The organism is Mesorhizobium sp. ORM8.1 (assembly GCF_053005525.2).
On the sequence record NZ_CM132600.1, the window covers coordinates 2,701,292 to 2,726,728 of the forward strand.

General features: G+C 61.8%; 25 protein-coding genes. 17 read left to right on the top strand and 8 right to left on the bottom strand.

Annotated features, from left to right (window positions below; translation table 11 throughout):
- Position 1 precedes the first annotated feature (1 nt).
- Entirely contained in the window at positions 2-1,117 is a 1,116-nt protein-coding gene (locus ACVDG8_RS13770; protein WP_447255132.1) for a DmpA family aminopeptidase, read from the top strand.
- A gap of 62 nt (positions 1,118-1,179) precedes the next feature.
- On the opposite strand, the gene ACVDG8_RS13775 is transcribed toward ACVDG8_RS13770, so the two are convergent.
- Positions 1,180-1,434, bottom strand: coding sequence for a hypothetical protein (locus tag ACVDG8_RS13775; RefSeq protein ID WP_447255133.1), 255 nt, complete (start codon positions 1,432-1,434; stop codon positions 1,180-1,182).
- A gap of 666 nt (positions 1,435-2,100) precedes the next feature.
- On the opposite strand from ACVDG8_RS13775, the gene ACVDG8_RS13780 reads away from it, so the two are divergent.
- Together ACVDG8_RS13780 and ACVDG8_RS13785 are read left to right on the top strand one after the other, a co-directional pair.
- On the top strand, positions 2,101-3,861 hold the full coding sequence (locus ACVDG8_RS13780) for an ABC transporter ATP-binding protein (protein ID WP_447257343.1): 1,761 nt from the start codon (positions 2,101-2,103) through the stop codon (positions 3,859-3,861).
- The gene (locus tag ACVDG8_RS13785) at positions 3,861-5,753 is read left to right on the top strand and encodes an ABC transporter ATP-binding protein (RefSeq protein WP_447255134.1); all 1,893 of its coding nucleotides are present in this window, start codon (positions 3,861-3,863) and stop codon (positions 5,751-5,753) included. Before ACVDG8_RS13780 ends, ACVDG8_RS13785 begins: the two co-directional genes overlap by 1 nt.
- Positions 5,754-5,779: 26 nt before the next feature.
- Here ACVDG8_RS13785 and ACVDG8_RS13790 read toward each other — a convergent pair whose 3' ends face one another.
- Entirely contained in the window at positions 5,780-6,820 is a 1,041-nt protein-coding gene (locus ACVDG8_RS13790) for a proline racemase family protein (protein ID WP_447255135.1), read from the bottom strand.
- A 106-nt stretch (positions 6,821-6,926) separates the two neighbouring features.
- On the opposite strand from ACVDG8_RS13790, the gene ACVDG8_RS13795 reads away from it, so the two are divergent.
- Positions 6,927-7,889: a dihydrodipicolinate synthase family protein gene (locus ACVDG8_RS13795; RefSeq protein WP_447255136.1), complete on the top strand. Its 963-nt coding sequence runs from the start codon at positions 6,927-6,929 to the stop codon at positions 7,887-7,889.
- A gap of 339 nt (positions 7,890-8,228) precedes the next feature.
- Here the strand turns inward: ACVDG8_RS13795 and ACVDG8_RS13800 are convergent, their stop codons facing one another.
- From ACVDG8_RS13800 to ACVDG8_RS13820, 5 genes are read right to left on the bottom strand one after another with little or no spacing between them, the layout of a single operon-like run.
- Positions 8,229-8,768 carry an A24 family peptidase gene (locus ACVDG8_RS13800; protein WP_447255137.1) on the bottom strand — a complete coding sequence of 180 codons (540 nt, stop codon included), beginning with the start codon at positions 8,766-8,768 and terminating at the stop codon, positions 8,229-8,231.
- A 1-nt stretch (position 8,769) separates the two neighbouring features.
- The gene (locus ACVDG8_RS13805; RefSeq protein WP_447255138.1) at positions 8,770-9,339 is read right to left on the bottom strand and encodes a tetratricopeptide repeat protein; all 570 of its coding nucleotides are present in this window, start codon (positions 9,337-9,339) and stop codon (positions 8,770-8,772) included.
- Between the two features lie 23 nt (positions 9,340-9,362).
- A complete protein-coding gene (locus ACVDG8_RS13810) occupies positions 9,363-10,316 on the bottom strand; it encodes a type II secretion system F family protein (protein ID WP_447255139.1) in 954 nt (317 codons plus the stop codon).
- A gap of 7 nt (positions 10,317-10,323) precedes the next feature.
- Positions 10,324-11,292, bottom strand: a complete 969-nt coding sequence (locus ACVDG8_RS13815; protein ID WP_447255140.1) for a type II secretion system F family protein — start codon at positions 11,290-11,292, stop codon at positions 10,324-10,326.
- Positions 11,292-12,677, bottom strand: a complete 1,386-nt coding sequence (locus ACVDG8_RS13820; protein ID WP_447255141.1) for a CpaF family protein — start codon at positions 12,675-12,677, stop codon at positions 11,292-11,294. The genes ACVDG8_RS13815 and ACVDG8_RS13820 overlap by 1 nt, the downstream gene beginning before the upstream one ends.
- Positions 12,678-13,185: 508 nt before the next feature.
- Here ACVDG8_RS13820 and ACVDG8_RS13825 point away from each other — a divergent pair.
- From ACVDG8_RS13825 to ACVDG8_RS13870, 10 genes are all read left to right on the top strand, one after another.
- Positions 13,186-13,386 carry a Flp family type IVb pilin gene (locus ACVDG8_RS13825; RefSeq protein WP_447255142.1) on the top strand — a complete coding sequence of 67 codons (201 nt, stop codon included), beginning with the start codon at positions 13,186-13,188 and terminating at the stop codon, positions 13,384-13,386.
- A 106-nt stretch (positions 13,387-13,492) separates the two neighbouring features.
- The gene (gene cpaB, locus ACVDG8_RS13830) at positions 13,493-14,509 is read left to right on the top strand and encodes a Flp pilus assembly protein CpaB (RefSeq protein ID WP_447255143.1); all 1,017 of its coding nucleotides are present in this window, start codon (positions 13,493-13,495) and stop codon (positions 14,507-14,509) included.
- 52 nt (positions 14,510-14,561) lie between these two features.
- Positions 14,562-16,007: a type II and III secretion system protein family protein gene (locus tag ACVDG8_RS13835; RefSeq protein WP_447255144.1), complete on the top strand. Its 1,446-nt coding sequence runs from the start codon at positions 14,562-14,564 to the stop codon at positions 16,005-16,007.
- Complete coding sequence (locus ACVDG8_RS13840) at positions 15,994-16,296, top strand: hypothetical protein (protein WP_447255145.1); 303 nt, start codon at positions 15,994-15,996, stop codon at positions 16,294-16,296. Before ACVDG8_RS13835 ends, ACVDG8_RS13840 begins: the two co-directional genes overlap by 14 nt.
- 60 nt (positions 16,297-16,356) lie before the next feature.
- On the top strand, positions 16,357-17,817 hold the full coding sequence (locus ACVDG8_RS13845; protein ID WP_447255146.1) for a TadE/TadG family type IV pilus assembly protein: 1,461 nt from the start codon (positions 16,357-16,359) through the stop codon (positions 17,815-17,817).
- Between the two features lie 4 nt (positions 17,818-17,821).
- Positions 17,822-18,319 carry a TadE/TadG family type IV pilus assembly protein gene (locus ACVDG8_RS13850; RefSeq protein WP_447255147.1) on the top strand — a complete coding sequence of 166 codons (498 nt, stop codon included), beginning with the start codon at positions 17,822-17,824 and terminating at the stop codon, positions 18,317-18,319.
- Positions 18,313-18,948, top strand: a complete 636-nt coding sequence (locus ACVDG8_RS13855; RefSeq protein WP_447255148.1) for a TadE/TadG family type IV pilus assembly protein — start codon at positions 18,313-18,315, stop codon at positions 18,946-18,948. Before ACVDG8_RS13850 ends, ACVDG8_RS13855 begins: the two co-directional genes overlap by 7 nt.
- Positions 18,945-20,108: an AAA family ATPase gene (locus tag ACVDG8_RS13860; RefSeq protein ID WP_447255149.1), complete on the top strand. Its 1,164-nt coding sequence runs from the start codon at positions 18,945-18,947 to the stop codon at positions 20,106-20,108. Before ACVDG8_RS13855 ends, ACVDG8_RS13860 begins: the two co-directional genes overlap by 4 nt.
- Positions 20,095-20,676: a L,D-transpeptidase gene (locus tag ACVDG8_RS13865; RefSeq protein ID WP_447255150.1), complete on the top strand. Its 582-nt coding sequence runs from the start codon at positions 20,095-20,097 to the stop codon at positions 20,674-20,676. Before ACVDG8_RS13860 ends, ACVDG8_RS13865 begins: the two co-directional genes overlap by 14 nt.
- A gap of 80 nt (positions 20,677-20,756) precedes the next feature.
- Complete coding sequence (locus ACVDG8_RS13870) at positions 20,757-21,227, top strand: hypothetical protein (RefSeq protein ID WP_447255151.1); 471 nt, start codon at positions 20,757-20,759, stop codon at positions 21,225-21,227.
- A gap of 31 nt (positions 21,228-21,258) precedes the next feature.
- Here the strand turns inward: ACVDG8_RS13870 and ACVDG8_RS13875 are convergent, their stop codons facing one another.
- Positions 21,259-21,795, bottom strand: a complete 537-nt coding sequence (locus ACVDG8_RS13875; protein WP_447255152.1) for a hypothetical protein — start codon at positions 21,793-21,795, stop codon at positions 21,259-21,261.
- 420 nt (positions 21,796-22,215) lie between these two features.
- Between ACVDG8_RS13875 and ACVDG8_RS13880 the strand changes: the two genes are divergently transcribed.
- The 3 genes from ACVDG8_RS13880 to ACVDG8_RS13890 all read left to right on the top strand — a co-directional run bounded on the left by ACVDG8_RS13880 (position 22,216) and on the right by ACVDG8_RS13890 (position 25,252).
- Positions 22,216-23,184, top strand: a complete 969-nt coding sequence (locus ACVDG8_RS13880) for a GAF domain-containing protein (protein ID WP_447257344.1) — start codon at positions 22,216-22,218, stop codon at positions 23,182-23,184.
- Positions 23,185-23,327: 143 nt separating this feature from the next.
- Complete coding sequence (gene adh, locus ACVDG8_RS13885) at positions 23,328-24,845, top strand: aldehyde dehydrogenase (RefSeq protein ID WP_447255153.1); 1,518 nt, start codon at positions 23,328-23,330, stop codon at positions 24,843-24,845.
- Positions 24,846-24,913: 68 nt separating this feature from the next.
- Entirely contained in the window at positions 24,914-25,252 is a 339-nt protein-coding gene (locus ACVDG8_RS13890) for a DUF779 domain-containing protein (protein ID WP_447255154.1), read from the top strand.
- The last annotated feature ends 185 nt before the right edge of the window (positions 25,253-25,437 follow it).

A 25,437-nucleotide genomic window follows, 5' to 3' on the forward strand; every position in this document is an offset into this window, starting at 1 on the left:
CATGAGCAGTCACGATCCGCATCTTCGCACGCCGTCCGGCAAGCCGCGGCTGCGCTCGTTCGGCATCGCGCTCGACGGCATGCCCGGCCGCTTCAACGCCATCACCGACGTGCCGGGCGTGTCGGTCGGCTACGCGACACTGATTTCCGGCGACGGTGCGCTGCAGGTCGGCACTGGCCCGGTGCGGACCGGCGTCACCGCTATCCTGCCAAGACCGGTTGCGCAGCTTGCGACGCCGATGTTCGCCGGCGTGTTCAGCCAAAACGGCAATGGCGAGCTGACGGGCACGCATATCATCGAGAAAACCGGCGCTTTCAACCTGCCGATCACCATCACCAACACGCATTCCTGCGGCGTCACCCGTGATGGCACGCTGCGCTGGATAGGCCGGATATTGCCGGACGCGCTCGGCACCTGGGGCTTGCCGGTGGCGGCCGAGACCTATGACGGTTTCCTCAACGACATCAACGGCCACCATGTCGGCTTCGACCATGTCGCCGCCGCACTCGATGGCGCCGTCGGCGGACCTATCGAGGAAGGCAGTGTCGGCGGCGGCACCGGCATGATCACCTTCGGCTTCAAGGCGGGATGCGGCACCGCATCGCGCATCGTCGAATGGCAGGGTGGACGCTACACGCTCGGCGTGTTCGTGCAGTCAAATTTCGGCAAAAGGCGCAATTTCACCATCCGTGGCCAGCGCGTTGGACCGGAACTGGCCGAACCGGCGGTCCGCGAAGGCACGCCGCGCGCCGAAAAGAGCTCGATCATCGCCATCGTGGCCACCGACGCGCCATTCCTGCCGCACCAGATGAAGCGGCTCGCCCGGCGCGTGCCGCTCGGTGTCGCCATGACCGGCGGCTATGGCTATCACAGCTCGGGCGACATCTTTCTTGCCTTTTCGACCAACAATCCCGAGGCGGCGCTGGCGACCTCAGGCCGCATGGCGCGCGCGGATTTCATCCCGGACGTCGACATCGACCCGTTCTTCGACGCGGTGGTGCAAGGGGTGGAAGAAGCAATCCTCAATGCGCTGGTCGCCAATGAGGATATGACCGGGCGGGACGGCAATTTCGTACCGGCACTGCCTAAGACGTGGCTGAGCGAAAAATTTGGCTAGCTTGGAGGCCTAACAGGCCCTGCCAGAAAAATAAGTCCCGGCCAGGGGCCGGGAGCCGCGCCTTACTCGGACGGCCTGTCCGATTTGGTGTCGCCAGCATTCTCCTCGACGGCTTCCTCGAGGCGCGATGCTATCAGCTCCTGGATGTCGCCGACCTCTTCCTGGATATCCTCCAGGAGAATGCCTGCTTCGGCGGCCTTGGCGCAGCACTCCTTGGCAAGGGTCTCGGCGTGCTTGTCGATCTTGATCGGCGCATGCTGGCAATGAACTTTCTCGCCAATCCAGCCGCGCAAGAACTCGATCGCATGTTCACTCATAATGCTCTTTCCCTAGCGGCAAAGCCGGTTGGTAGCCATGAACGTCCGCACCCCCGCAAAGGATGCATGCCCCATTCGAGCCGAGTCGGCCTCGACCGGCAAGACATCTTGCCCAAGGTTCGTGAAGCCGAAGGGATGCAAAGGTTCAAGGGGCACGTTCAGTTTGTTGAGAATGATGATGGTTCGATCGGGGCCGTCAAGCATACACCCTATTGTTTCCGCTTGCTTTTTCCCGGTTTTCCGGATCGATTCCTTAGCACGGCGCACTGCACAACCTACCGCGACTTCGCAGTCGCACTCAAGGGCCAGAGGCCGAAGGCCGCCGGTATATAGTGATATCCTCACACAATGTCGACTCCGCTCGCCGCCCTGCTTCTTTCCGCCGCGCCGCGGGGCCCGGGAAGGCCAGGTGGCGGCTGCCGTAGCGGTGTTTGCGACAGGCACAGGCGCTATGCCGGCTTTGGCCCTTGAACGGCCAAGTTCGAAGCGCGTAACATTGCATCCGCTCAACTGAGTCTGTTTCATTCGTCCGGGCTAATGTCCGGATCGGCTTGGATGTTTCCCTGTGCATAAGGATGCAAAAAGCGGCGCTCGGAGCGCGGCGGATCGTTTGCCCATGTGGCGGAAGCCTCCTGGGGCAAAGGCCTCGGCACCCTCATCCGCATCATGCGCATGACGCTGCGCCATCCGTGGCAGGTGGCGATCACCATCGTCTCGACCTTCATTGCCGCGACGCTGCAGCTTTTCATTCCACGCCTGTTGGGACACGCCATCGATCAGGCGCATGGCGTCATGGCCGCGGGCGCCGGCACTGCCGCGGAGCAGGCGCTGTGGACCACGGCACTTACATTGCTTGCCGTCAGCATCCTGCGCGGCCTCTTCACCATGGCGCAGAATTATTACGGCGAGGCCGTCGGTCATCACACCGGCTATGAACTGCGGCTGGCCTTCTACGAGAAGATCCAGCGCCTGAGCTTCGCCTTTCACGATAAGGTCCACACCGGCGATCTGATCACGCTGGGGCTGCTCGATCTCGACGGCGTGCGCATGTTCTTTTCCACAGGGATCTTACGCGTCGTTCTGCTCGGCGTGCTGATCGGCGTCGGCGCCTATCTCCTGATCAGCACCGATCTCGTGCTCGGGCTGCTCAGCCTGAGTTTCGTACCGTTCGTCGCCTGGCGGTCCTCGGTCACGCAGCTCCGGCTGCGCAGCACCTGGCTGACGCTGCAGGAACGGTTGTCGGTGCTGAGCCGGGTGATGGATGAGAATCTCGGCGGCATCCGCGTCGTGCGCGCTTTCGCGGCGCAGCGCCATGAGCTGCAGAAGTTCGACCGCGCCAAAAGGTCGGCGCTGGAGCTTGCCAATGAGCGCGTCGACATCCGCGTTGCCAACACCAGCGCGATGAACTTTTCCTTCCTTGCCGCCATGGGCCTGGTGTTGTGGTTCGGCGGCCAGAAGGTGATAGCGGGCCAGATCAGCGTCGGCACGCTCGCCCAGTTCCTCACCTTCATGACCATCCTGCAGATGCCGGTGCGCCAGCTCGGCCTGATGGTGAATTCATTCGCCCGCGCCTCGACCTGCGGCACGCGGCTGTTCGAGCTGCTCGACACCGAGCTCGATATCGCGGATGCGCCCGATGCAAAGGACCTCGTCATCACCGACGGTGTGTTGCGCTTCGACAATGTCGGCTTCCGCTACGAGGGCGCCGGCGGCCGGCCGGCGTTGTCCGGGGTTTCTTTCGAGGCGCGGCCCGGCGACACCATCGGCATCGTCGGCCCGCCGGGCAGCGGCAAGTCGACGATCGCGCATCTCATCCCGCGCTTCTACGATGCGACGTCCGGCTCCATCACCATCGACGGGCAGGATATCCGCAAGGTCACGCTGCGGTCGCTGCGCAAAGCGGTGGGCATCGTGCAGCAGGATGCGTTCCTGTTCACCACCTCGATCGAGAACAACATCGCCTATGGCAATCCCTGGGCGCGCGAGACGCGCATCGAGCGCGCCGCCGAGTCCGCGCAACTGCACAACTACATCATCGGACTTCCGACCGGCTATGACAGCGTCGTCGGCGAACGCGGCGCCTCGCTTTCCGGCGGCCAGCGGCAGCGCCTGACCATTGCCCGCAGCCTGATGCTGCGGCCCTCGGTGCTGGTCTTCGACGATTCCACCGCGGCCGTCGACGCCGGCACCGAGCAGCGCATACGCGCGGCGATGAAGCGCTTCGCCAAGGATCGCGTCACGCTCATCATCTCGCACCGGCTGAGCTCGCTGATGCATGCCGACCAGATCCTGTTCGTGGAAGGCGGCCGGATCGTCGAGCGCGGCACGCATGAGGAACTGCTGGCGCTCGGCGGACGCTATCGCGCGCTGCACGACCTGCAGCTTCGCCCAGACGACGAGCGGCCCGCCGCGCAAGGAGCTGCCTGATGTCGACGCATGACGACGAGGAAGACGACGACACCAGCGGTCGCCCGACAAAGGCGGTCGTCGGTTCGCACCGCGACGAGGAAGAGGTTTTCGGCAAGGTCTACGATCCGCGCATCGTGCGGCGTATCTGGAGCTTCGTGCAACCGTACCGGGTGCGCATTTTCATCTCGGTCGCGGCCGTGCTGGTGTTCACGCTGACACAGCTGGCGATCCCGCTGGTCATCCGCTACGCCATCGATCACGGCATGGCGGCGGGCGGGCCCGACCGATCCGTCATGGTCTGGGCGACCGGCATTTTCGCGGCGATCATCCTGATCAACTACGCCGCGAGCTATGTGCAGGAGAGCGTTGTCGGCAAGGTGGCCGAGAACGTGCTGTCGGACCTGCGCCGCGCCATGTTCAGCCACCTGCAGCGGGTTTCGCTGAGCTTCATGGACAAGACCGAGGTCGGCCGGCTGATGTCGCGCCTGCAGGGCGACGTCAACTCGATGCAGGAGTTCCTCGAGACCTCGGTGATGTCGGTGGGCGACATCGTGCTGTTGTTCGGCATCGTCAGCGTGCTGCTCTGGCTCGATTTCCGGCTCGGGCTCTTGACGCTGTCGACCATGCCGGCGCTGTTCATCGTGCGCCTGTTCTGGCTGCCGCGCGCCAAGGTCGCCTTCATGGCCGCGCACGAAACCAATTCGATCGCCAACGGGGCGCTTGCCGAAGGCATTCACGGCGTTCGCACCGTACAGAGCCTCGAGCGCCAGCACGTCAATTTCGACCTCTATGACGAGAAGGTGCTGGCCAACCTTCACGCGCATCTGCGGTCAGCCAGATATGCGCAGGTGATGGTGCCGATCGTCGATACGCTGACCGGCATCGCCATGGCGACGGTCATCGTGGTCGGCGGCTCGATGGTGCTGTCGCACAGGCTCGACATCGGCGTCATGGTGGCGTTCCTGTTCTACATCCAGCGCTTCTTCGACCCGATCCGGTCGCTCACCATGCAGTACAGCGTCATGCAGCGCGCCATGGCTTCGGGACAGCGTATCTCCGAGGTGCTCGACGTGCCGGTGGATGTCAGCGACAAGGAAAATGCGCTGACGCTGTCGCGCGACATGGACGGCTCGGTCGAATTCAAAAACGTCACCTTCGGCTACCGCCAGAACCAGCCGGTGCTGAAGAACATCTCGTTTCGCGTCAACCCAGGCGAAACCGTGGCGCTTGTCGGCCCGACCGGATCGGGCAAGTCGAGCTCGATGGCGCTGGTGCACCGTTTCTATGATGTCTGGTCGGGGCAGGTGCTGGTCGGCGGGCACGATGTGCGCGCGCTGACGCAGGATTCGCTCGGCGAGCAGGTCGCCATGGTGCTGCAGGAGCCGTTCCTGTTTTCCGGAACGGTGCTGGAAAACATCCGCTACCACAAGACCGGCGCCAGCCGCGACGAAGTGGTGCGCGCGGCGCAGGCCGTCGGCGCGCATGACTTCATCATGCAGTTGCCGGACGGCTACGACACCGAACTCGAGCAGCGCGGCGGCAACCTCTCGCTTGGACAGCGCCAGCTGGTCAGCTTCGCCCGGGCGCTGGTGGCCGACGCCAGGATCCTGGTGCTCGACGAAGCCACGGCGAGCATCGATTCCTACACCGAGATGCTGATCCAGAAGGCGCTGATCAAGCTCTTGGAAGGGCGGACCGGACTGGTCATTGCCCATCGCCTGGCCACCATCCGCGGCGCCGACCGGATCATCGTGCTGCAGAACGGCGAGATCGTCGAAAGCGGCAACCACGCGCAATTGATGGCGCGCAAAGGCCTCTACGCCCGCCTCTACAACATGAACTACGCCTCGTTCGACGACATTTCCGAGGAAGAGATGGGCGTCGACGCGGTTGCCGGCAAAGCCACGTAGGCTGCCGCAGGAGCGCGCCTGGTAACCTACTGCGTCACCGACGTGGACGTGCCCCAGGTGTCCGACAGCACATAGCCCTGCGGGTACGGATCCGTCGGATCGAGATAGTAGTTGTGCTCGCCGGTGATCCAGGCCCGCCCGGTGATCTCGGGCACGATCGCCTTGCGCCCCGCGATCTCGGTCAGTTCCAGGATCCTGCCGGTGAAGCGCGAGCCGATGATCGATTCATGGATCAGCACGTCGCCGGCCTTCATCATGCCCCTCGCCTGCAGCACCGCCATGCGGGCAGAGGTGCCGGTTCCGGTCGGGCTGCGGTCGGAGCGCCCCGGCGCGACGATGCAGGTGTTGCGCGTGACGTTGCCTGGCCCCTGGAACGGCATGGCGAACTGGACGATCGATACGCCGCGCACGTTATCAAACTGCGGATGCACGACGTCGAGCTGTTCGCGTGCCGCGCGGCGAACCTTCTCGCCGGCAACCGCCAGTTCGCGAGCCTCGTCGGGAACGACCGAGAAACCGAGCGCCTGGGCGTCGACGATGGCGTAGAACATGCCGCCATAGGCGACGTCGACCTTGAGGGCGCCTAGACCTTCGACCTCGATGACTGCGTCGAGACGTTCGGCAAAGGCCGGCGCGTTGCGGAAGGTGATCGACTGGCATTTGCCGTCGCGGCATTCGGCGCGCACCTCGATGACGCCGCCCGGCATGTCGAGCTTGAAGCGCGTCTCAGGCTCCTGCATCGGCACCATGCCGGTCTCGAGCAGCACCGTGGCGACGCAGATCGTGTTGGAGCCGGACATCGGCGGATACTCCGTCGGCTCCATGATGATGGCGCCGGCGACGCAATCCTCGCGCGTCGACGGGACCAGGAGATTGACATGGCGCGCGACGCTGCCGCGCGGCTCGCAGATCAGCATGCGCCTGATATGGTCGTGGTCACGCTGCATCGTGATCATCTTTTCCATCATCGTACGGCCGGCGGGCGGCAGCACGCCGCCGACGATGACGTCGCCGATCTCGCCTTCGGCATGGCAGCCGACGACGCGAATAGAGGCTTTGGTGCGCATTGTTGCTCCTGTGCTTATCGCTGGCGACCACGACTATTTGCTTGGCAAGCAGTGCTGCTCCGGGACAAACTGGTCAATCTGCCAGTCAGCCTCAAGGAGAGTCCCAATGAGCGCCAATGTCTTTTCCGGCTGCATGCCGGCCTTGATGACCCCATGCACGCCCGACCGCCAGCCCGATTTCGAGGCGCTGGCGCGCAAGGGGCGCGACTTGATCGCGGCCGGCATGTCGGCGGTGGTCTATTGCGGCTCGATGGGCGACTGGCCGCTGCTCACCGACGAGCAGCGCATGGAAGGGGTCGAGCGCCTGGTGAAGGCTGGCGTGCCGGTGATCGTCGGGACCGGCGCGGTCAATACGGCCAAGGCGGTGGCGCATGCCGCCCACGCGCAGAACGTCGGCGCGCTCGGCCTGATGGTGATTCCGCGCGTCTTGTCGCGCGGCCCCTCGGTGAGCGCGCAGCGCCACCATTTCAAGGCCATCCTTGCCGCCGCGCCAGACCTGCAGGCGGTGATCTACAACAGCCCCTATTACGGCTTTGCCACGCGCGCCGACCTGTTCTTCGCGCTGCGCGCGGAACATCCGAATCTCGTCGGCTTCAAGGAGTTCGGCGGCCCGGCGGATCTGCGCTATGCGGCGGAAAACATCACCAGCCGCGACGACGAGGTCGTGCTGATGATCGGCGTCGACACCGCCGTCTTCCACGGCTTCGTCAATTGCGGCGCCTCCGGCGCCATCACCGGCATCGGCAACGTGTTGCCGAAGGAGGTGCTGCATCTCGTGAGCCTGAGCCAGGCGGCGGCCAAGGGCGATGTCGAGGCGCGCCAGCGCGCGCAGGAGCTGGACGCCGCGCTCGCCGTGCTGTCTTCCTTCGACGAGGGCCCCGACCTGGTGCTCTATTTCAAGCACATGATGGTGCTGAAGGGTAATCCCGAATACAGGCTGCACTTCAACGAGACGGATGCCTTGACCGACAGCCAGCGCGGCTATGCCGAGCAGCAGCTCAAACTGTTCGACGGCTGGTACGCCCAATGGTCACGGCAACCCGGCGTGGTGGCGCGACACGCAGCCTGACCAGGGCGACCGTCGCTTGTTCAATACGGCCCGCTCCAACCGGGAACGTTGAAATATGTTCGACGATGCCAGCCGGTTGCTTACGCCAGACGAAGCTCCTCGCCCATCGAGGACCAAGCGCCGGCAAACCCGATAATCAGGGTTGGGGGAGAGTTTGCCGGCGCTCCGTGATCGCGGTCTTTGGACTGGGGTGACTTAGGCTGCCGCGAACTCAAGAACATTAGCATGTTCGAATATAATGAGAAGTGGCTTTCGCGCTTTGGCGACTGTTATTAACCGAATGTCGCGGAGGACCATGCTGGGTGGCCCGTATTCCGTCAGCGGAACGGACCACGCGGTTCAATTGAGCTGGTTGAGGATCCCAGAGCTGTTCGCCAGCACCAGACTTTTATAGACCAGGAACGCTATCGTGCAGATCGCGGCCAGCGATATCGGCACGCCAAACGGCACGACCCCTTTACGATCCATGTGCTGCACATAGAGCCGGAACGCGCCCTCAGGCAACAGGAATGGCGCTTTCACCACCATCGCGGTGATAACAGCAAAGGCCAGCAGTAGGATGGAAAACAGCGAGAGGCCGCTGCCACCGATCAGGAAAGGCACGACCGCCATCAGCTTGACATCGCCGGCGCCAATTTTGCGAAACGCCCAGAACGGGAAGAGCGCCACAAACAACAAAAGACCGGCCATGGCACTCAGCCCCATGTCCCACCAGGATCCGGACAGGAGCGACTGCAGGAACAGTGATCCCGCGCCAAGACAGAGCAGCAGCAATACGTCGCGATTGGTTATCCTCTGGGTGGTGAAGTCGGTCCACGCGATCCATGCGAGCAGAGGGGTGGCGAGCGCCTTCAGCAATAGGGATTCGGTAATCAACATGCTAGCGCTCGACGTTTTGGATGCTCGACGACAAAAGCTTCAGATTATTGGCCACGGTCGGATCGTTGGGCGCCAGTTCATAGGCCTTGAGGAAGTTGCTGCGCGCGTCCTGCAGCTTGCCGCGCAGCAAATAAGAATAGCCGAGATTATTGTAATATTCCGGCGTCGCGCCGAGCAGCCGGTAGGCCCTGCCATAGGCCATGTCGGCCAGATCGAAGCGCCGGATGCGGTCGCAGGAGGCGGCGAGACCAAGCCACGCGACGCCATCATTCGGCGCAAGCCTGGTCGCCTTGTAAAACAGAGCACCGGCATTGCCGTAGTTTTCGGAACGGAACTGCGTCTTGGCCTCAGTGACGGCCTGATCGGAGGCGTAGTAGTCTACATCGCTCACCGTCTTCAGCCCGTCGAAGGCATCGCCGAAGCCGGTATAGTCGCCCTTGGCCGGCTCATTGGTACGCACGACGCCGCCATCGGTCGATTGGCAACCTGCAAGGACCGCCAACAAGATTGCCGCGGCGGCGAGGCGTATCGGCTTTTTCGCTATGTGCCCCAACGTGCTCTCCGATTCCATTTTAGAACATAAGCATATGACGACTAGAAGAAAATGCCCTTCATGCGAATGATCACAGGCAACATGATCACCATCATGACTACAGGGAAAATGCAGAGGCCCAGCGGGATCATCATCTTGACTGGCAATGCGTTGGCGCGCTCCTCGGCCTGCAGGACGCGCTGCCCGCGCATCTCGGAGCTGTAAACGCGCAGGGCATCGGTGAGGCTGGTGCCCAGTTCCTCCGATTGCCGAAAGAGCACCGCCAGCGCCTTTGCCTCCTCCAGCCCGACGCGATCGGCGAGCTCGCGCAAGGCTTCGCGGAGCGGTTTGCCGGCCCGCAGTTGCAGGTTCATGATCGTGAGCTGGATGCCCAGCCATTTGTGCGTGCCAGCCAGTTCCTGGCTGACCCGTTCGACCGCCGCCTCCAGGCTCATGCCGGCATCGGCGCAAGTGATCATCATGTCCATGAAGTCTGGAAAGGAGCGACGGTAAACCTGCTTCTGAGCATTCTCGAAGCGATCGAGCATGATACTCGGGATGACGATGCATCCAAGGCCGATCAGGGCGGCGCCCGCGAAAGCGAAGAAGCCTGGCACCCGCGGCGGCAATGCTTTCGACATCAAGGCGTACATAAGCAGAAAGCCTATTGCGACAGCGCCCAGCCTGCACAGCGTATAGATAACAGGTGCGCTGGCATGATAGAAGCCGGCACGAAAGAGCTTGGCCTCGAGGGCGTCCGGCTCGTCACGCTCCTTCTCCATGGACTTGAAATAGGCCTCGACCGGCCTTTGCGCCGCGGCCTTGGCGAGAAGATCCTGTGCCAGGATCGATCGTCGATTCACGGGCCCGTCGCCGACGAGACTGCCCGTCACCAGTCTGCGCGTCTGCATCGCCGGCAGGAACACCAGCGCTGCGAAGAGAAACAGAGCGACCGCCGCCGCGAAGACGGCGAGGGAGACCAGCAGGGTCAGGTCGTTCAAGTTCGAAAGGCCCATGTCGCTCCTAGAAATCGAAAGTGACCATGCGATACATGATGTAGTCGCCGAGAAGCGCCCAGGTCCCGAAGGTCAGGAACACCGGCGCAACCAACGGGCTGCCCCAGATCTTGCCATAGTATGAGGGCGCGAGGACTTGCAGCACCGCGAACATCACGAGAGGAAACAGCGAGATGATCCATGCGGATGCGCGACCCTCGGCCGAGAGCGCCCTGATCTTCATTCTGAGCTTCTGGCGTTCACGCAGCACGGATGAGAGGTTGGCAAGGATCTCGGTAAGGTTACCGCCTGTCTTCGCCTGGATGGAAAGCGAAACGGACAGCAGATGAAGCCCTTCGAACCCAACCCGCTCCGACAGTTTTCTGACGGCCTGTTCAATGCTCAGTCCGAATGTGATTTCGTCAGCGACGATGCCGAACTCGGTGCCGAGCGGATCCGCCATTTCGCGACCTACGAGGCCGATCGCGACGGTGGCCGGGTGACCCGCGCGGAGAGAACGGACGATCATGTCGAGCGCGTCGGGCAATTGCCTTGAAAACTTCAGAATACGCTTTTTGCCGGCACGACGCAGAATGAACAGCGGCAGTGCGAAAGCTACAGCAAGGAAAACAAGGACGGCCGCCGGCGCCGACAGACCGAGAAACCATAGCACCAATGCCAGCGCCAAACCGGCGAGTGGGAAAGACGCAGCGAACGTCATCGGGTTTCCGGTGACGCCGGACTGTGTGTACAGCCGGTTCAGCCAGACAAAACCGGAGATAAAGTCTCCTGAATCAGTCAGGCCGCGTTCGCGCAGCAGGTTGTGCAGTGTCTGCTCCGCGGGCGCGTCATCGGCGAGCCGGCGCAGCCGATGATTGATCGCGACCCGATGCGAGCGACGACGGGTAAGGGATATATAAAAAGCCTCGCCGGCGAGGATGACGGAGGCGGCCGCAACCACATAGATGAAATAAAGAAGCGACTGCCCCGTCAGCATTACAGCGCCACCTGCGGATTGAAGGCGTCCTTGGCGAAATGAAGGCCTTGCGTGGCGGCTTCGGGAGCAAAGCGCGGCCGAACGCCGGTGGCGCGGAAATCACCGATGATCATGCCGTCGGCAGCAACATCGCGCCTGACATAGTGATAGATTTCCTGGAGCTGCACGACGTTGCCTTCCATGCCAGTGATCTCCGAGATGGAGACGACCCGCCTTCCGCCATCCGACAGGCGCTGCGTCTGCACGATGATGTCGATGGCCGACGCGATCTGCGCGCGGATCGAGTCATGCGTCATCGGCAGCCCGGCCATGCCGACCATCTGCTCCAGGCGCGAGATGGCGTCGCGCGGCGTGTTGGCGTGGATAGTGGTCATCGAACCTTCATGGCCGGTGTTCATGGCCTGCAGCATGTCGAAGGCTTCCTCGCCGCGCACCTCGCCGACGATGATGCGGTCGGGGCGCATGCGCAGCGCATTCTTGACCAGCTCACGCTGGCGGATCTCGCCCTTGCCCTCGACATTGGGCGGGCGCGTTTCCAGGCGGCCGACATGCGGTTGCTGCAACTGCAGTTCCGCCGCGTCCTCGATGGTGACCAGACGCTCTTTCGCTGGAATGCAGCTCGACAGTGCGTTGAGCAACGTCGTCTTGCCGCTGCCGGTGCCGCCCGAGACCAGGATCGACTTGCGCGCCTGCACCGCGATCCTCAGCATGTCGATCATCGGCTGGCGGATCGAATTCAACGCCATCAGGCGTTCCAGCGAATAGGGATTCCTGGAGAATTTGCGGATCGAGACCAGCGGACCATCGACCGAGACCGGCCGCACGGCGATGTTGACGCGCGATCCGTCCGCCAAGCGAGCATCCGCCATCGGCGCGGATTCGTCGACCCGACGACCGATGGCCGAGACGATCTTGTTGATGATGCGCAACAGATGCGCCTCATCGCGGAAGCGGATCGAGGTTTCCTCGATCATGCCGCGTCGCTCGATGAAGACGCGCTCATGCGTGTTGATCATTATGTCGGTGATCGAATCGTCTTTAAGCAGCGGCTCGATAGGACCAAGGCCCAGCATTTCGTCCGCCGTGTCGCTGGTCAGCAGATCGAGCTCGCGGGCATTCAACGGCACGTTCCGGCCACGCACGAATTCGCGCACGATCGGCCGGATCTCGTTCAGGATTTCGTCCTTGGAGGCGCTTTCCAGTGCCGTCAGGTTGAAGCGATCGATGAGATGACGATGCAGCTCGACCTTCAAGGTGAGGAAGTCGAGACCTTGCGGTTCGGGCTCCGCGACGATGGTGGCGGCTGTTCCGTTCACGGCAGCAACTGCGCGCGACGCCTGCGGCGCCGTTTGCTCACCCTGCCCTTTGATGAAGCGACCCAACATGCCGCCTACCCCTCTTAATTTCCCCAGGTCCGGAAACTAAGCGTTAACCACGAAGGGCACAAGCGGTCTGGACGCGAAACACCGCGTATTACTTGCAACATAGTTAAGAAATTAATCTGGATTTCTCGTTTTCTATTTAGTTTTTGCTCCAGGCTATCAGACAAAAGTCGCAGGACCAGTCCTAGGCCCTTGGTCTTAAGCCGGCAAGGCATGCCTCTAAGCCCTTAGATATAAAGGAATATGTATGGATCCTAATGTTTGTGCGGTGCGGCACGACCGTGGCAAAATTGTGAATGAATGGTTAAAGTGGTTGAAAAATGAGGCGAATCAAGCCCTTGTCAAAATTGAAACGACTTCCGTTCCAGTATTGAAAGGTTAAGCTTCCGTTAATCCGTTTGACACTGCTTTTTCGCACGACCAGGATTGAACGTGACGGGGGATGCTTTGGTATGGGGTTCATCCTTGGCTCTGTCTCGTCGGGTTCAAACCTCCAAAGGGAGAAATTGACATGAAGAAGCTCATGACGATGACCCGGCAGTTCCGCGACGACGAAAACGGCGCTGCTATGGTCGAATATTCTATCCTGATCGGCATCATCACGGCTGCGACGATCACGTTCATCATCGGGGTAGGCGCCTATGTCACCGGCGCGTGGACCGCGCTCTGCACAGCGCTTAACACCACCACGATCGGCTGCACGCCCGCCTGAACTAGAACTGACCAGGCCCGCAGACAAACTTGCGGGCTTGGTCAATCTCGGACAAAGCGCACTCTGCTGGCGTTACCACGGGTTTGCGTCAAAGGGCTTGGGAAAAATGCGTGCCAACACACTCATTATGATCGTACTCGCCGGGATATTTGGCGTTTTGGCGGTCGTGCTTATCAATATTTGGCTGGCGGGGCAGCGCAACGCCATGGCCAACGGCGTGCAAGCAAGCACGGTCGTGGTCGCGGCGGTGCCCCTGAAATTCGGCGATACGCTGAGCGCCGACAAGTTGCGCGAAATTGCATGGCCGGCGGGAGCAGTGCCGGCTGGCGCCTTCAAGACGGTCAAAGAGGCGATGGCCGGCAGCGGCGCACGCCAGGCGCTGCAGTCCATCAGTGCCAACGAACCTATTCTCACTGCCAAGATCACCGGCCCGGGCCAGCGCGCGACGCTGTCGGCCGTGCTTAGTGAGGGCATGAAGGCAGTTTCCATCCGCGTCAACGACGTGCTCGGCGTCGCGGGATTCGTTTTCCCGGGCGACCGAGTTGACGTGCTTTTGACCCGGAACGTTCGTGGTGACGACGGCGCCGACAAGAGTTTCGTCGACGTGCTGCTGCAAAGTGTTAAGGTGCTTGCCGTCGACCAGGTGGCCGATGAAAGCAAGGACAACCCAACTGTCGTGAAAGCAGTCACTGTGGAAGTCAGCACCAAGGACGCCCAGAAGCTGACGCTCGCGGCGGGCGCCGGGCAATTGTCGCTGGCGTTGCGCCAGGCTGCCGGCAACCAGGGCGAGGCGAATGAGAGGGTGACGCTTGCGGATCTGACAGGCGACACGCCGGACGATGTCGCCAAGCGCCAGGCCGAGCTCGACAGGCAGGCTGCCGAGGAAGCGGCGCGCAAGCAAGCCGACGATAAGATCGATGGACTGGCCAAGGCAGTCGAGCGGGTCGGCAGCCAGCTCGACCAGATGAGCAAGACAAAGCCGGTTACGGTCGTGGCCGCCGCGCCTCAGCAGCAGGTGAAGGAAGTGATCAAATACGTCAAACCGGAACCGCCGAAGCAGGCGACGGTCGGCGTGTTCCGGGGCATCAAGCTGGAATCATACGAAGTGCCGCGACAAGACTGACGAGGGTTCGGCGTGGCGAAGGCTGCCTTGGGCAGCAAACGGGGAGACGGGGATGCAGCGGTTTTGGCTTAGGATAGCGGCGGTCGCGCTATCCTTGTTGGGCGCATCGGCAATCCTCGGCCATTCGGCCCAGGCTGCTGACCGCTTCATAGATGTGTCGCGTCCGTCGCTCCATCGCGTGTTCATCCCGGTTTCGCAATCCGCGACGATCCAGGTGAATGCGACACTGGGCGATATCGTTGTCGGCGACGAGAAGATCGCCGACGCGCAGCCGATGACCGACAAGACGCTCTACATCATCGGCAAAACCGTCGGCACCACCACCGTCAATCTGTTTTCCGAAGACAAGCGCTCGCTTGGCACCATCCAGATCGAGGTCGGCCAGGATGTCGGCGATATGGCGGTCGCAATCCGCCAGGTGGCGCCGAAGGCCCGCATCGAGATCGGCTCGATCAACGGCAAGGTGCGCCTGAGCGGCCACGTCAAGGACGCCGCGACGCTGGCATCCATTGTGGAGGTCACTCAGCAATATGGCCCCGACGCCATCATCAACGCGGTGACGATCGATGACAGCGAGCAGGTCAATCTGTCGGTGCGCATCCTTGAGGCCAAGCGCAATGCCGGGCGCGATCTTGGGGTGTCGTTCAGGAGCGCGAATAGCAGCAAAACGACGCTCGTTGGAACCGGGCCAGCAGCGGTCAACACGAACGGCACAGGACTTGGGGCAGGTGAACTCGTCGGAAATCTCCTGTCGAATACCAATCCTTTCGCCGCTCTGATCACCCGCATCATCGACAGCAACATCAAGGTCGACCTGATCATCGAGGCGCTTGAGGCGAAGGGCGTCGTTCGCACCCTGGCCGAACCGAACCTCACCACCGTCTCCGGCGAGACGGCCAGCTTCAATGCCGGCGGCGAGGTGCCGGTGCGCAGCGTCAACGGGCAAGGTGAGGTCGAGATCGTATTCAAGCAGTTCGGCGTGAATTTGAACTTCACCCCGGTGGTGCTGGACGACGGCAAGATCCACATCAAACTGGCGCCGGAAGTGAGCGACCTGACCGGCTTCACCGCCGCCGGCGATCCGATCTTCACCAACCGCAAACTGTCGACCGTCGTCGACCTGCGCGACGGCCAAAGTTTCGCGGTCGGCGGTCTGCTCTCCAGCAAGAACACCATACAGCAAAACCAGGTGCCGTGGCTCGGCCAGGTGCCGATCGTCGGCGCGCTTTTCAAGAATTCGAGCACGGCGAAGGAAGAGACCGAACTGGTCGTCATCGTCACGCCGCACCTCGTGCGGCCGGTGAGGCCCGGCGAGCAGCTGGCGACTCCTTTCGACAAGACGAGGCCCGCCAACGACCCGGAGCTCATGTTGCTCGGCCAGCTCGAAGTCAGCAAGGACATGATCCGAAAATATGAACATGGCGACGGCGTCACCGGCCCTTACGGCCACATGCTGGATGTGAAATCGAAGGACAAGCTGGTCTATGTCAAGAAGTAAGCTCCTGCTCGTTGTTCTTGGCACCAGCCTACTCGCGGGCTGCGCGGCCGATTACCTGAACAATTACGACACGATGACGTTGGCATCCGGCGACTCGCAGAAAGCCAACCAGCTGCTGCAGACGGTCGATCCGTACAATCCGGCTTCCAACAACACGAAGATCGAAGGCAATGGTGCACGGTCCGTCGCGGTGGTCCAGAAATACAAGCTTCCGTCAGATACGTCAGCGCCGGCGACGAACATGACGGTGAATGTCGGGCCGTCGAGCGCGACCAGCGCAGCGAAGTAGAGAGAAGGATGCGGCGCGTCGGGCGCGCGAGGACACCCGACACGAATGGAGAGTAGGATTATGTTGAGGACCATTCGTGAATTCTGGCACGATCAACGCGGCATAGCGATGATCCTGGTTGCCATTATGCTGCCGGTTCTCATTGGCTTCGCCTTGCTTGCCGTCGACATGAGCCGTGCCACCGGGCTGCACAACGATCTTCAGAAAGGCGTGGACGCGCTGGCTCTTGGCGCTGCCGCCGAGCTCGACGGCAATACAGACGCCATTACCCGGGCCAACCGAGCTGTGTCGACCCTTATTGCCAATAAGACACGGTTTTCGACGTTGGGCGATCACCAGATCGCTTTGGCCGACGTAACCGTTGCGTACCTGACGGGCATACCAGCCAGCGACAGCACAAGCTTGACTGCGGTTGGGGTCGACTCCACCGGAAAAAATTGGGCCAGCACGGACCCCAAGCTTGTAAAGTTCGCGGAAGTCACCGTGAACGCCTCTGGCACGACGACGGACGGGGCCGGCGCTTTCGAGACGATCCTTCCAGCCAGCTTCATTGGCGGCGGCGACCGTATGGATCTGCGACCGCAGGCGGTGGCGGGGTTCACCAATGCGCTTTGTCAGTTCACGCCGATGTTCATCTGCAATCCCTACACCTCCCTCGGCGCCCTTCAGACGGCCGTTTCTGGAACAAGCAAGCCGATGATCTTACTCAAGGAGCAGACCGGCGGAAATAACGCCCAATATCTTCCCGGCAATTACGGCTTCCTGTCTTCTCCCGAGGGCAACAAGTCCACGGCAACCATTACCGAAATGTTCGCCGTGACGAACCCGCCGGCTTGTTACAGCCAAAACGGGGTGACAACGCGCCCCGGCAACATTCCGCCCGTCGACGCGGGCATCAACACCCGCTTCGATCTTTACGACAACAGTGGCCCGTATAAGACCGATCCGACTGTTAATCCACCGGCGCCCAACGTCCGCAAAGGCATGGTTGTCTCGAATGCCGGAAAGAAAAGTTGCGCCTATTCCGCTCCAAACAGTGGGCAGGCAAGTAATTACATGGCTCTCCCACATGACACTGGCTGCTGCGCGCAGGCCGGAGTGCCTGGCAGTGGCCTGTGGAACTTCACTGGCTATTGGAGTGTCAATCACGGCAATGCGAGCACCTCCGGGGTTCTGACCGCGTGTGGCGCAAACCCCAGCCGGTATTGCGTCTACAAATACGAGGTCAACAATCCGACGCTGAAAAGCGGGCAGGAGAAAACTGCCCCCCAGTGCAACACGACCACGCAGAGTGCCGACAGGCGGCTGCTCTATGTCGCGGTCGTCGACTGCGTTAACAACTCAGTCAAAGGCGGCAATCAGACGTTGCCGGTGCAGGCTTTCGCCAGCATGTTCGTTACGGAACCTGCGGGAGGACCGCCGGACGCCAACATATACGCTGAAATAGAAGACATCAGCACCTCGGTTGGCCAAGGCACTCTAAAGAAGCTTCAGCGCAACGAAGCGCAGCTTTACCGGTAGAGCCATGCTGACCGCGCTCAAACAAATTATCCGGCGTTTTAAACGCGATGACGATGGGACCGCCCTCGTCGAGATGGCCATTGTGACACCGTTCGTTCTGCTGCTATCGGCCGGCGTCTTCGAGTTTTCGAACATCCTCAACACACGCATGCTGCTCGATGCCGGCGTCAAGGACGCTGCTCGCTATATGGCGCGCTGCAGTAGCGATTGGGACACTTGTTCGGGCTATGCAACGAACCTTGCCGTGAAAGGAGCCATAACCGGCGGCAGCGCAAGGGTCACAGGATGGACCACAACCGAAGTAACAATCAGCAAGTCAAAATCCCTTCAAGCGATCGATTCCGCTACCGGCACTGAACTCTATCTCAGCCCCACCAGCACCGTCGATGTCGTGGAGGTCAGCACGACATATCCTTACGTCGATCTCGGCCTGTGGTCTTATCTCGGTTTCGGCCAACTCAGCCTCACAGTTGCCCATCAGGAGCGCGTCTTCGGATGGTGATGCTGTGCCGCAGGTTCTGGGCAGCGGAGTCCGGCGCGACGATGGTCGAGGCGACCATCGCCATGCCGCTGCTGCTCACGCTCCTGCTCGGCTTCGTCGACTTCGGATATGCCTTTTACCAGTGGAACGCGGCCGACAAGGCAGTGCAAGCCGGTGCAAGGCTCGCACAGATCTCCGGCCCGGTCGCCAGCGGGCTTTTGCTTGAGGCAAAAACGCCCGCTGACTCGCTGGACGTCGGCAAGGCGGTTCCAGCCAACACGTACAACTATATCTGCACGGCCAACACAGCTGGAACAGTCTCATGCTCCTGCGGAACGGGCGCTACATGCCAGGACCTCACCGCAAGTCAGGCCGCCTTTGACTTTATTTTCAGCGGCAGCAGTGGTCGGGCTGGAATGCAGACATTCCTGCCGATGCTGACGAAGTCCCAGGTTCAGATACAGTATCAGGCCTCGGGTCTTGGCTATTGGACCCGCCCCAACGGTCCTGTCCCGACCATCACGGTCAGCATCGTCAACCATCACTTCCAGTTCTTCTTCCTGGGCGGACTGCTCGGGTTCGGAAACATCACCATGCCCTCGATGCTGAGCACGGTCACGGGCGAAGACATGAAGAGCACCTTTCCATGAACGCCATCAACACTAAGGTTACACCGACCAAGCGAAAGCAGGTGGCGTTGTTCTCGTCGGATCCGAATTTCAAGCGCGAGGTGGCGACGCGGCTCGATGCGCTGGCGATCTATGATGTCAGGGTTGCCGAGACGGGCGACTTTCTGAAAGGTCCGCCGGCCGATACGCGTCCGGGCATCGTCATCCTCGATCTCGGCGATGGCGAGCTGCTCGCCAGGCCAGGCATTGTCGAGGCGCGCGCATTGTGGGCGTCCGTGCCGCTGATCGCGGTTTCCGACGAGCTGACCTCGGAACGGACGCGCGTTTTGGTGCGGATGAACGCCTCGGACTGGCTGCACAAGCCGCTCGACGGCAAGGAGCTGCTCAACGCGGTGACCTTCCACGACACCGGCAACCAGGGCACGAAAAGCCGCATCATCACCTTCATCGGCGCCAGCGGCGGCGCCGGCGCCACGACGCTGGCGCTCTCGGCGGCCGAGCACCTGGCCTCGAAATCGGCTGAGCGCGCGGCCGCCACCTGTCTTGTCGACCTCGATTTCCAGAGCGCCAATTGCGGCGCCTATATCAATCAGTTCAACCAGTTCGACCTGACGGGCATCATCGGCCAGCCCGAAAGGCTCGATGTCGAGCTGATGGACGTCATCAAGCTGTCGCGGCCGTCCGGCCTCACCCTCTACGCGTTCGAGCGACCGCAGCTGCCCTTCGAGCCGCATGGCAGCGATTTCGTCTTCCGGCTTCTTGACCTCGTCGCCTACCGCTTCGACGACATCGTCATCGACCTGCCCAATCTCGAAACGCCCTGGCACAATTCCGTGCTTTCGACGAGCGACGAGATCTTCATCGTCTTCGAGCTCAACGTCGCGTCGCTGCGGCAAGGCAAGCGGCTCTACACCAAGATCCGCGAACTGCGCGGCAACGCGGTCAGCATCACGCTCGTCGCCAACAAGCATAAGCGCAAATGGTTCGGGAACCATTTTTCGCGCAGCGAGCTGGAGAAGATCTTCAAGGCGCCGCACATCAAGTCGGTGGCGCTCGACAATGCGCTTCTCTCGGATTCGCTGAACCGGGCCATCCTGCCTTCCGAGGTGGAGGGGCGGGCGCGCTTCAACAAGGACCTGAAGAAGATATTCAAGGAACGGCTGGACAATGCCCAGCGCTAGCTCCAAGCGCCGGATGGCGGCGCGCTTCGTGGCGGCCTGCCTGATCGGCATCGCGTCAATGTCGGCTTGCGACTTGGCGCGAGCCGGATCGGGGCTGCCGCCGCTCCCGGCGATGGGCCCCAGCCTGCGTAAGGCGGTCGCCTTCCAGACCGGCGAGCAGCCAGGCACGATCGTCATCCGCAAGAACGAGAAGGCGCTCTACCTGGTGACGGGCGAGGGTCAGGCGCTGCGTTACCAGATAAGCGTCGGCCGCGACGGCTTCGGCTGGACCGGAACGGTCAAGATCGCGTCCAAGACCGAATGGCCGGAATGGCGCCCGCCCAAGGAAATGCGCGCGCGCCGGCCCGAGCTGCCGGCGATGGTGCCGGCCGGTCCCTACAATCCGCTCGGCGCCCGGGCGCTTTATCTGTCGCGCGACGGGCGCGACACGCTCTATCGCATCCATGGCACCAACGATCCCAAGGGCGTCGGTTTCGACGGCACGTCCGGATGCTTCCGGCTGACGAACACCGATGTGATCGATCTCTTCAAGCGCGTCGCGGTGGGCGCAAAGGTGGTGGTTGAATGACGATGATCAGCGAGCCGGACGTTCCGGCAATCGAACTTGGTCACAGGGAAGCTGCTCCGGGACGGCCCAGCCGAGCCAGAATGATCGGTGTTTTGGCCGTGGGTGCTGCACTAGTCACCTTCGTCAATGTGACGGCTGCGGTCTATCTCTATCGCGGCGTCAGCGACCTCAAGACGATGGAGGCGCGGCTGGAACAGCTCGGCCAGTTCGAGCAGCGGATCGGCGCCCGCATCGATACCGTCAACAACGGTTTCCAGAGCCGGTTCGAGACGCTGGACCACCAGCTGCAGGCGAATTTCGGCCAGATCAACGGCAATATCGCCAAGCTGGAGCAAGGTCAGCCCGTTGCCGCCAACGAGCCGCCGCCAAGCACATCCGAGCCGGCCATGCTCGACAATACCACGGTGGCGGCCGCGGCCGACCAAAGCGGCGACGATACCGCCGACGCTCGGCCGTCGTTCAAGAGGAAGGTTGCGCCTCCGGGGCCCAACCCGTCCTACCAGCGCATCCAGCAGCCCGACGGCAAGGTCTATTACAAGAAGATCAACTGAGCAGGCCGGTTTTCGTCGCCTGGACCGCGGATTACAGATCGCGCTGTAGCGAAAGCATCCGGACCGCGCGAGCTTCGGCGCGCTGCCTTGCCTCGCGCAGGAAAGCGACATGGCAGTGGGCGCAGGCCGCGAGACCGAAGCACAGCACAAGGCAATTCTTCAGGCTGAAATCGAGCATGAGCGAAAAATGCCAGCCATTCGGAATGGTGAAGGCGGCGATCGTGCTTGCCGTCTCGGCATGGCTGCTCAGCGCAATCATCTTTCCGGCAAAGAGCAGCGCGGCATGATTGGCGAGGAAGATGCCGGCGGACCTCTTTGCCTGGCAAATCATCCAGCAGGCGCCCGCCGCAAAGACGATAATGGCCGCATCGAGCGCCATCGATCCGCCGAGATAGACATGCGCCTGCTGCCAGAACATGGTCGAGAACGGTCGCAGCTCAAGCCAGATCCACCACATGGCGGGGCTGGCGGGATAGGTTCCGAGCAGGAACGTCGCGGCTCGCTCGCCTCCCATAATCGCCAGGATGAATGCGGGAAAAGCGAAGAGTAATATCGACTTGCGCTTCATGTTGTCCTCGACAATCTGGCGTCAGCATAGATTGCAGAGGTTATGCGAGGCTTAACGGTAGGACGGTTACACTGGTTGTTCGATCTCGGCGGCCGCAGTTGAGACCGGTCCGATCGCCGTCCCCAAGGCGCCGCTCGTAGCTGCGGCCATTGCCTTCCAAACTGATCGCAGCAGGCACCTGCATGGGGCCTTGCAAGGCTGGCGAGCATTTTTGACCGCGGCGATGGTCGGATTTGCTCCCGATCAATGAACGCGCCGCAATCTGTCGGTAGGCTTTTTCGATCGGCTACCCATGATCGCTCAAAGATTGCCAAGAGGAAGACATCCACCTTCTACTGCTTTCGACGAATTGACTATGCGCTGATCGGACCGCAGACCGGTCACATCGGGAGGAATTACATCAGGATTGGGAGGATAGGTATGGGAGAAATTCTACACGACCATCATGCTGACCGCATCCAGGCTGCGATTGCCTCGGACGCTGCCGCGAAGTCCGCGTTGGTTGCTTCATGGCGACGGTCTTCCGATTTGCATCGGCTCGATCCGGCCGACTGTAGCCCTCCATATTATCTGACAGAGACCGAACTCGGGCGAGCCCGGCAACACATCGAACCGCTCGTCCGGGCTGCCCAATCGAGTCTCGACCGCCTCTATCTTGCAGTAGGCGGCGTCGGGTGCTGTGTCCTGCTCGCCGATCGCGACGGCGTGCCGGTCGAACGGCGCGGCGCGGTCGTCGACGATGAGACGTTTCGTTCCTGGGGTTTGTGGACTGGCTCCGTCTGGAACGAGGAAAGCCAGGGCACCAACGGGATCGGCACCTGTCTGGTCGAGCGGCGCGTACTGACAATTCACCGCGACCAGCATTTCCACACGCGCAACACGCTGCTCAGCTGCACCACCGCTCCGATCCACGATCACGAGGGGAACCTGGTAGCCGCGCTTGACGTGTCGTCCTGCCGGGCAGATCTGACCGAAGCCTTCGCCAATCTTATTTCGATGGCCGTGGTTGACGCTGTGCGTCGGATAGAAAGCGAAAACTTCAAGATGGCGTACCCAAAAGCGCGCATTCTGCTCGCACCGGTGACCGACAAAGGCTCCGGCGCGCTGATCGCCGTCGACGCGGACGATCTCGTGGTCGGCGCGACCCGATCGGCCCGCCTGGCGCTTGGCCTTACGCAGCAGTGCCTCGACAAGCCGATGCCCGCCGCCGATCTGCTCGGCTGGGCTGAGAGTGACTCCAAAGTCCTGGCCGACGCAGAGCGCGGAGCGCTGCAGCGTGCGCTCGCGCGGGCTGACGGAAACGTGTCCGCCGCGGCTCAGGCGCTTGGCATCAGCCGCGCGACGCTTCACCGCAAACTCAACCGCCTGGATGTCCACCGGTCACACTGAACTCCCAAGCAATCATGACTGTCGCAATTCTGCGACACATCATGTCCATCCACGGTAACCGGTGCGGTGACAACTACCGGCGGAAACAGCAAGTCTCTTCCGAAGCGTCGCATCCCGCGACGTCAACTTTGGGAGGAAGACACATGAACAAGGTTGAATTCTCACGCTCGGTCAAGGCGCCCTTCGACAAGCGCTATGGCAATTTCATCGGCGGCAAATGGGCCGAGCCGCGGTCCGGCCGCTACTTCGAGAACTACTCACCGGTGAACGGCCAACTGCTATGCGAGGTTGCTCGTTCGGATGCCCAGGATATCGAGGCGGCCCTGGATGCGGCGCACGCCGCCAAGGACGCCTGGGCGCGCACCAGCGTGGCAGAGCGCTCGCTCATCCTCAACCGCATCGCCGATCGCATGGAGGAAAACCTCGATCTCCTCGCATGCGCCGAAACCTGGGACAACGGCAAGCCGATCCGCGAAACGACGGCCGCCGACCTGCCTTTAGCGATCGACCATTTCCGCTATTTCGCCGGCGCCGTGCGGGGCCAGGAAGGTAGTCTATCCCAGATCGACGATGACACCGTCGCCTATCATTTCCATGAGCCGCTCGGCGTGGTCGGCCAGATCATCCCGTGGAACTTCCCGTTGCTGATGGCATGCTGGAAACTTGCTCCCGCGCTTGCCGCCGGAAACTGCGTCGTGCTGAAGCCCGCCGAGCAGACACCGGCCGCCATCTTGCTGTGGGCCGATCTTATCGGCGATCTGCTGCCGCCAGGCGTGCTCAACATCGTCAACGGCTTCGGTCTCGAGGCCGGCAAGCCGCTTGCGTCGTCACCGCGCATCGCCAAGATCGCCTTTACCGGCGAGACCACGACGGGCCGGCTGATCATGCAGTATGCCAGCCAGAACCTCATCCCGGTGACACTCGAGCTCGGCGGCAAGTCACCCAACATCTTCTTCAAGGATGTCGTCGCCGAGGACGACGATTTCTTCGACAAGGCTATCGAGGGCTTCGTCATGTTCGCGCTGAACCAGGGCGAGGTGTGCACCTGCCCGAGCCGCGCGCTCATCCAGGAATCGATCTACGACAGGTTCATGGAGCGCGCCCTCAAGCGCGTCGAGGCGATCGTGCAGGGCGATCCGCTCGATCCGGCGACGATGATCGGCGCCCAGGCTTCGTCCGAGCAGATGGACAAGATCCTGTCCTACATCGACATCGGCCGCCAGGAAGGAGCCGAGGTGCTGACCGGTGGCGCTCGCAATCATCTGCCCGGCGATCTGGCCGGCGGCTATTACGTCCAGCCCACGGTGTTCAAGGGCCACAACAAGATGCGCATCTTCCAGGAGGAGATCTTTGGGCCGGTGGTATCGGTCACGACCTTCAAGGATGACGACGAAGCGCTCAGCATCGCTAACGACACGCTCTACGGCCTCGGCGCCGGCGTATGGACACGCGACGCCAACCGCGCGTACCGCTTCGGCAGGGCAATCCAGGCTGGCCGCGTCTGGACCAATTGCTACCACGCCTATCCTGCGCATGCGGCCTTCGGCGGCTACAAGCAGTCCGGCATCGGCCGCGAGACCCACAAGATGATGCTCGACCACTACCAGCAGACCAAGAACATGCTGGTCAGCTACAGCCCGAAGAAGCTCGGCTTCTTCTGATCGTCTCTTTGGCACACAGGCGCGGCCTCGCAGGGGGCCGCGCCCCAAGCTGGAAAGTTGAAAGAGCCATGCATGCAAAGGTCACGGCAACGCCGGCCGCCCTTGAATTGATTGCCGAGATCATTGCCGACCACGGCCCAGTACTGTTCCATCAATCCGGCGGCTGCTGCGACGGCTCTTCGCCCATGTGCTACCCGCGTGCCGGGTTCATCGTCGGCGACCATGATGTACTGCTCGGCCACGTCGGCGACGCGCCGTTCTACATCGGAGCTTCGCAATTCCAGGCATGGAAGCATACCGATCTCATCATCGACGTAGTCCCTGGTCGCGGCGGCATGTTCTCGCTGGACAACGGACGCGAGAAGCGGTTCCTGACGCGGTCGACAATCTGCGCTGTTCAGTTGTGATGACAGTGCATCAGGCTGCTTCTGCTTTGTCTTGACGCCACGAGCGCTCAACAAGGCCCATGCAACATGGTTGCTTCCAATACCCGACAGATAGCCCTGCAATCAGTCAGACCATCGTTCGTGAGTGGCATTTACACCGCTTGATGACGGGCAAGTAGCAGGATCGATCTTGTCCGCGTTGCACC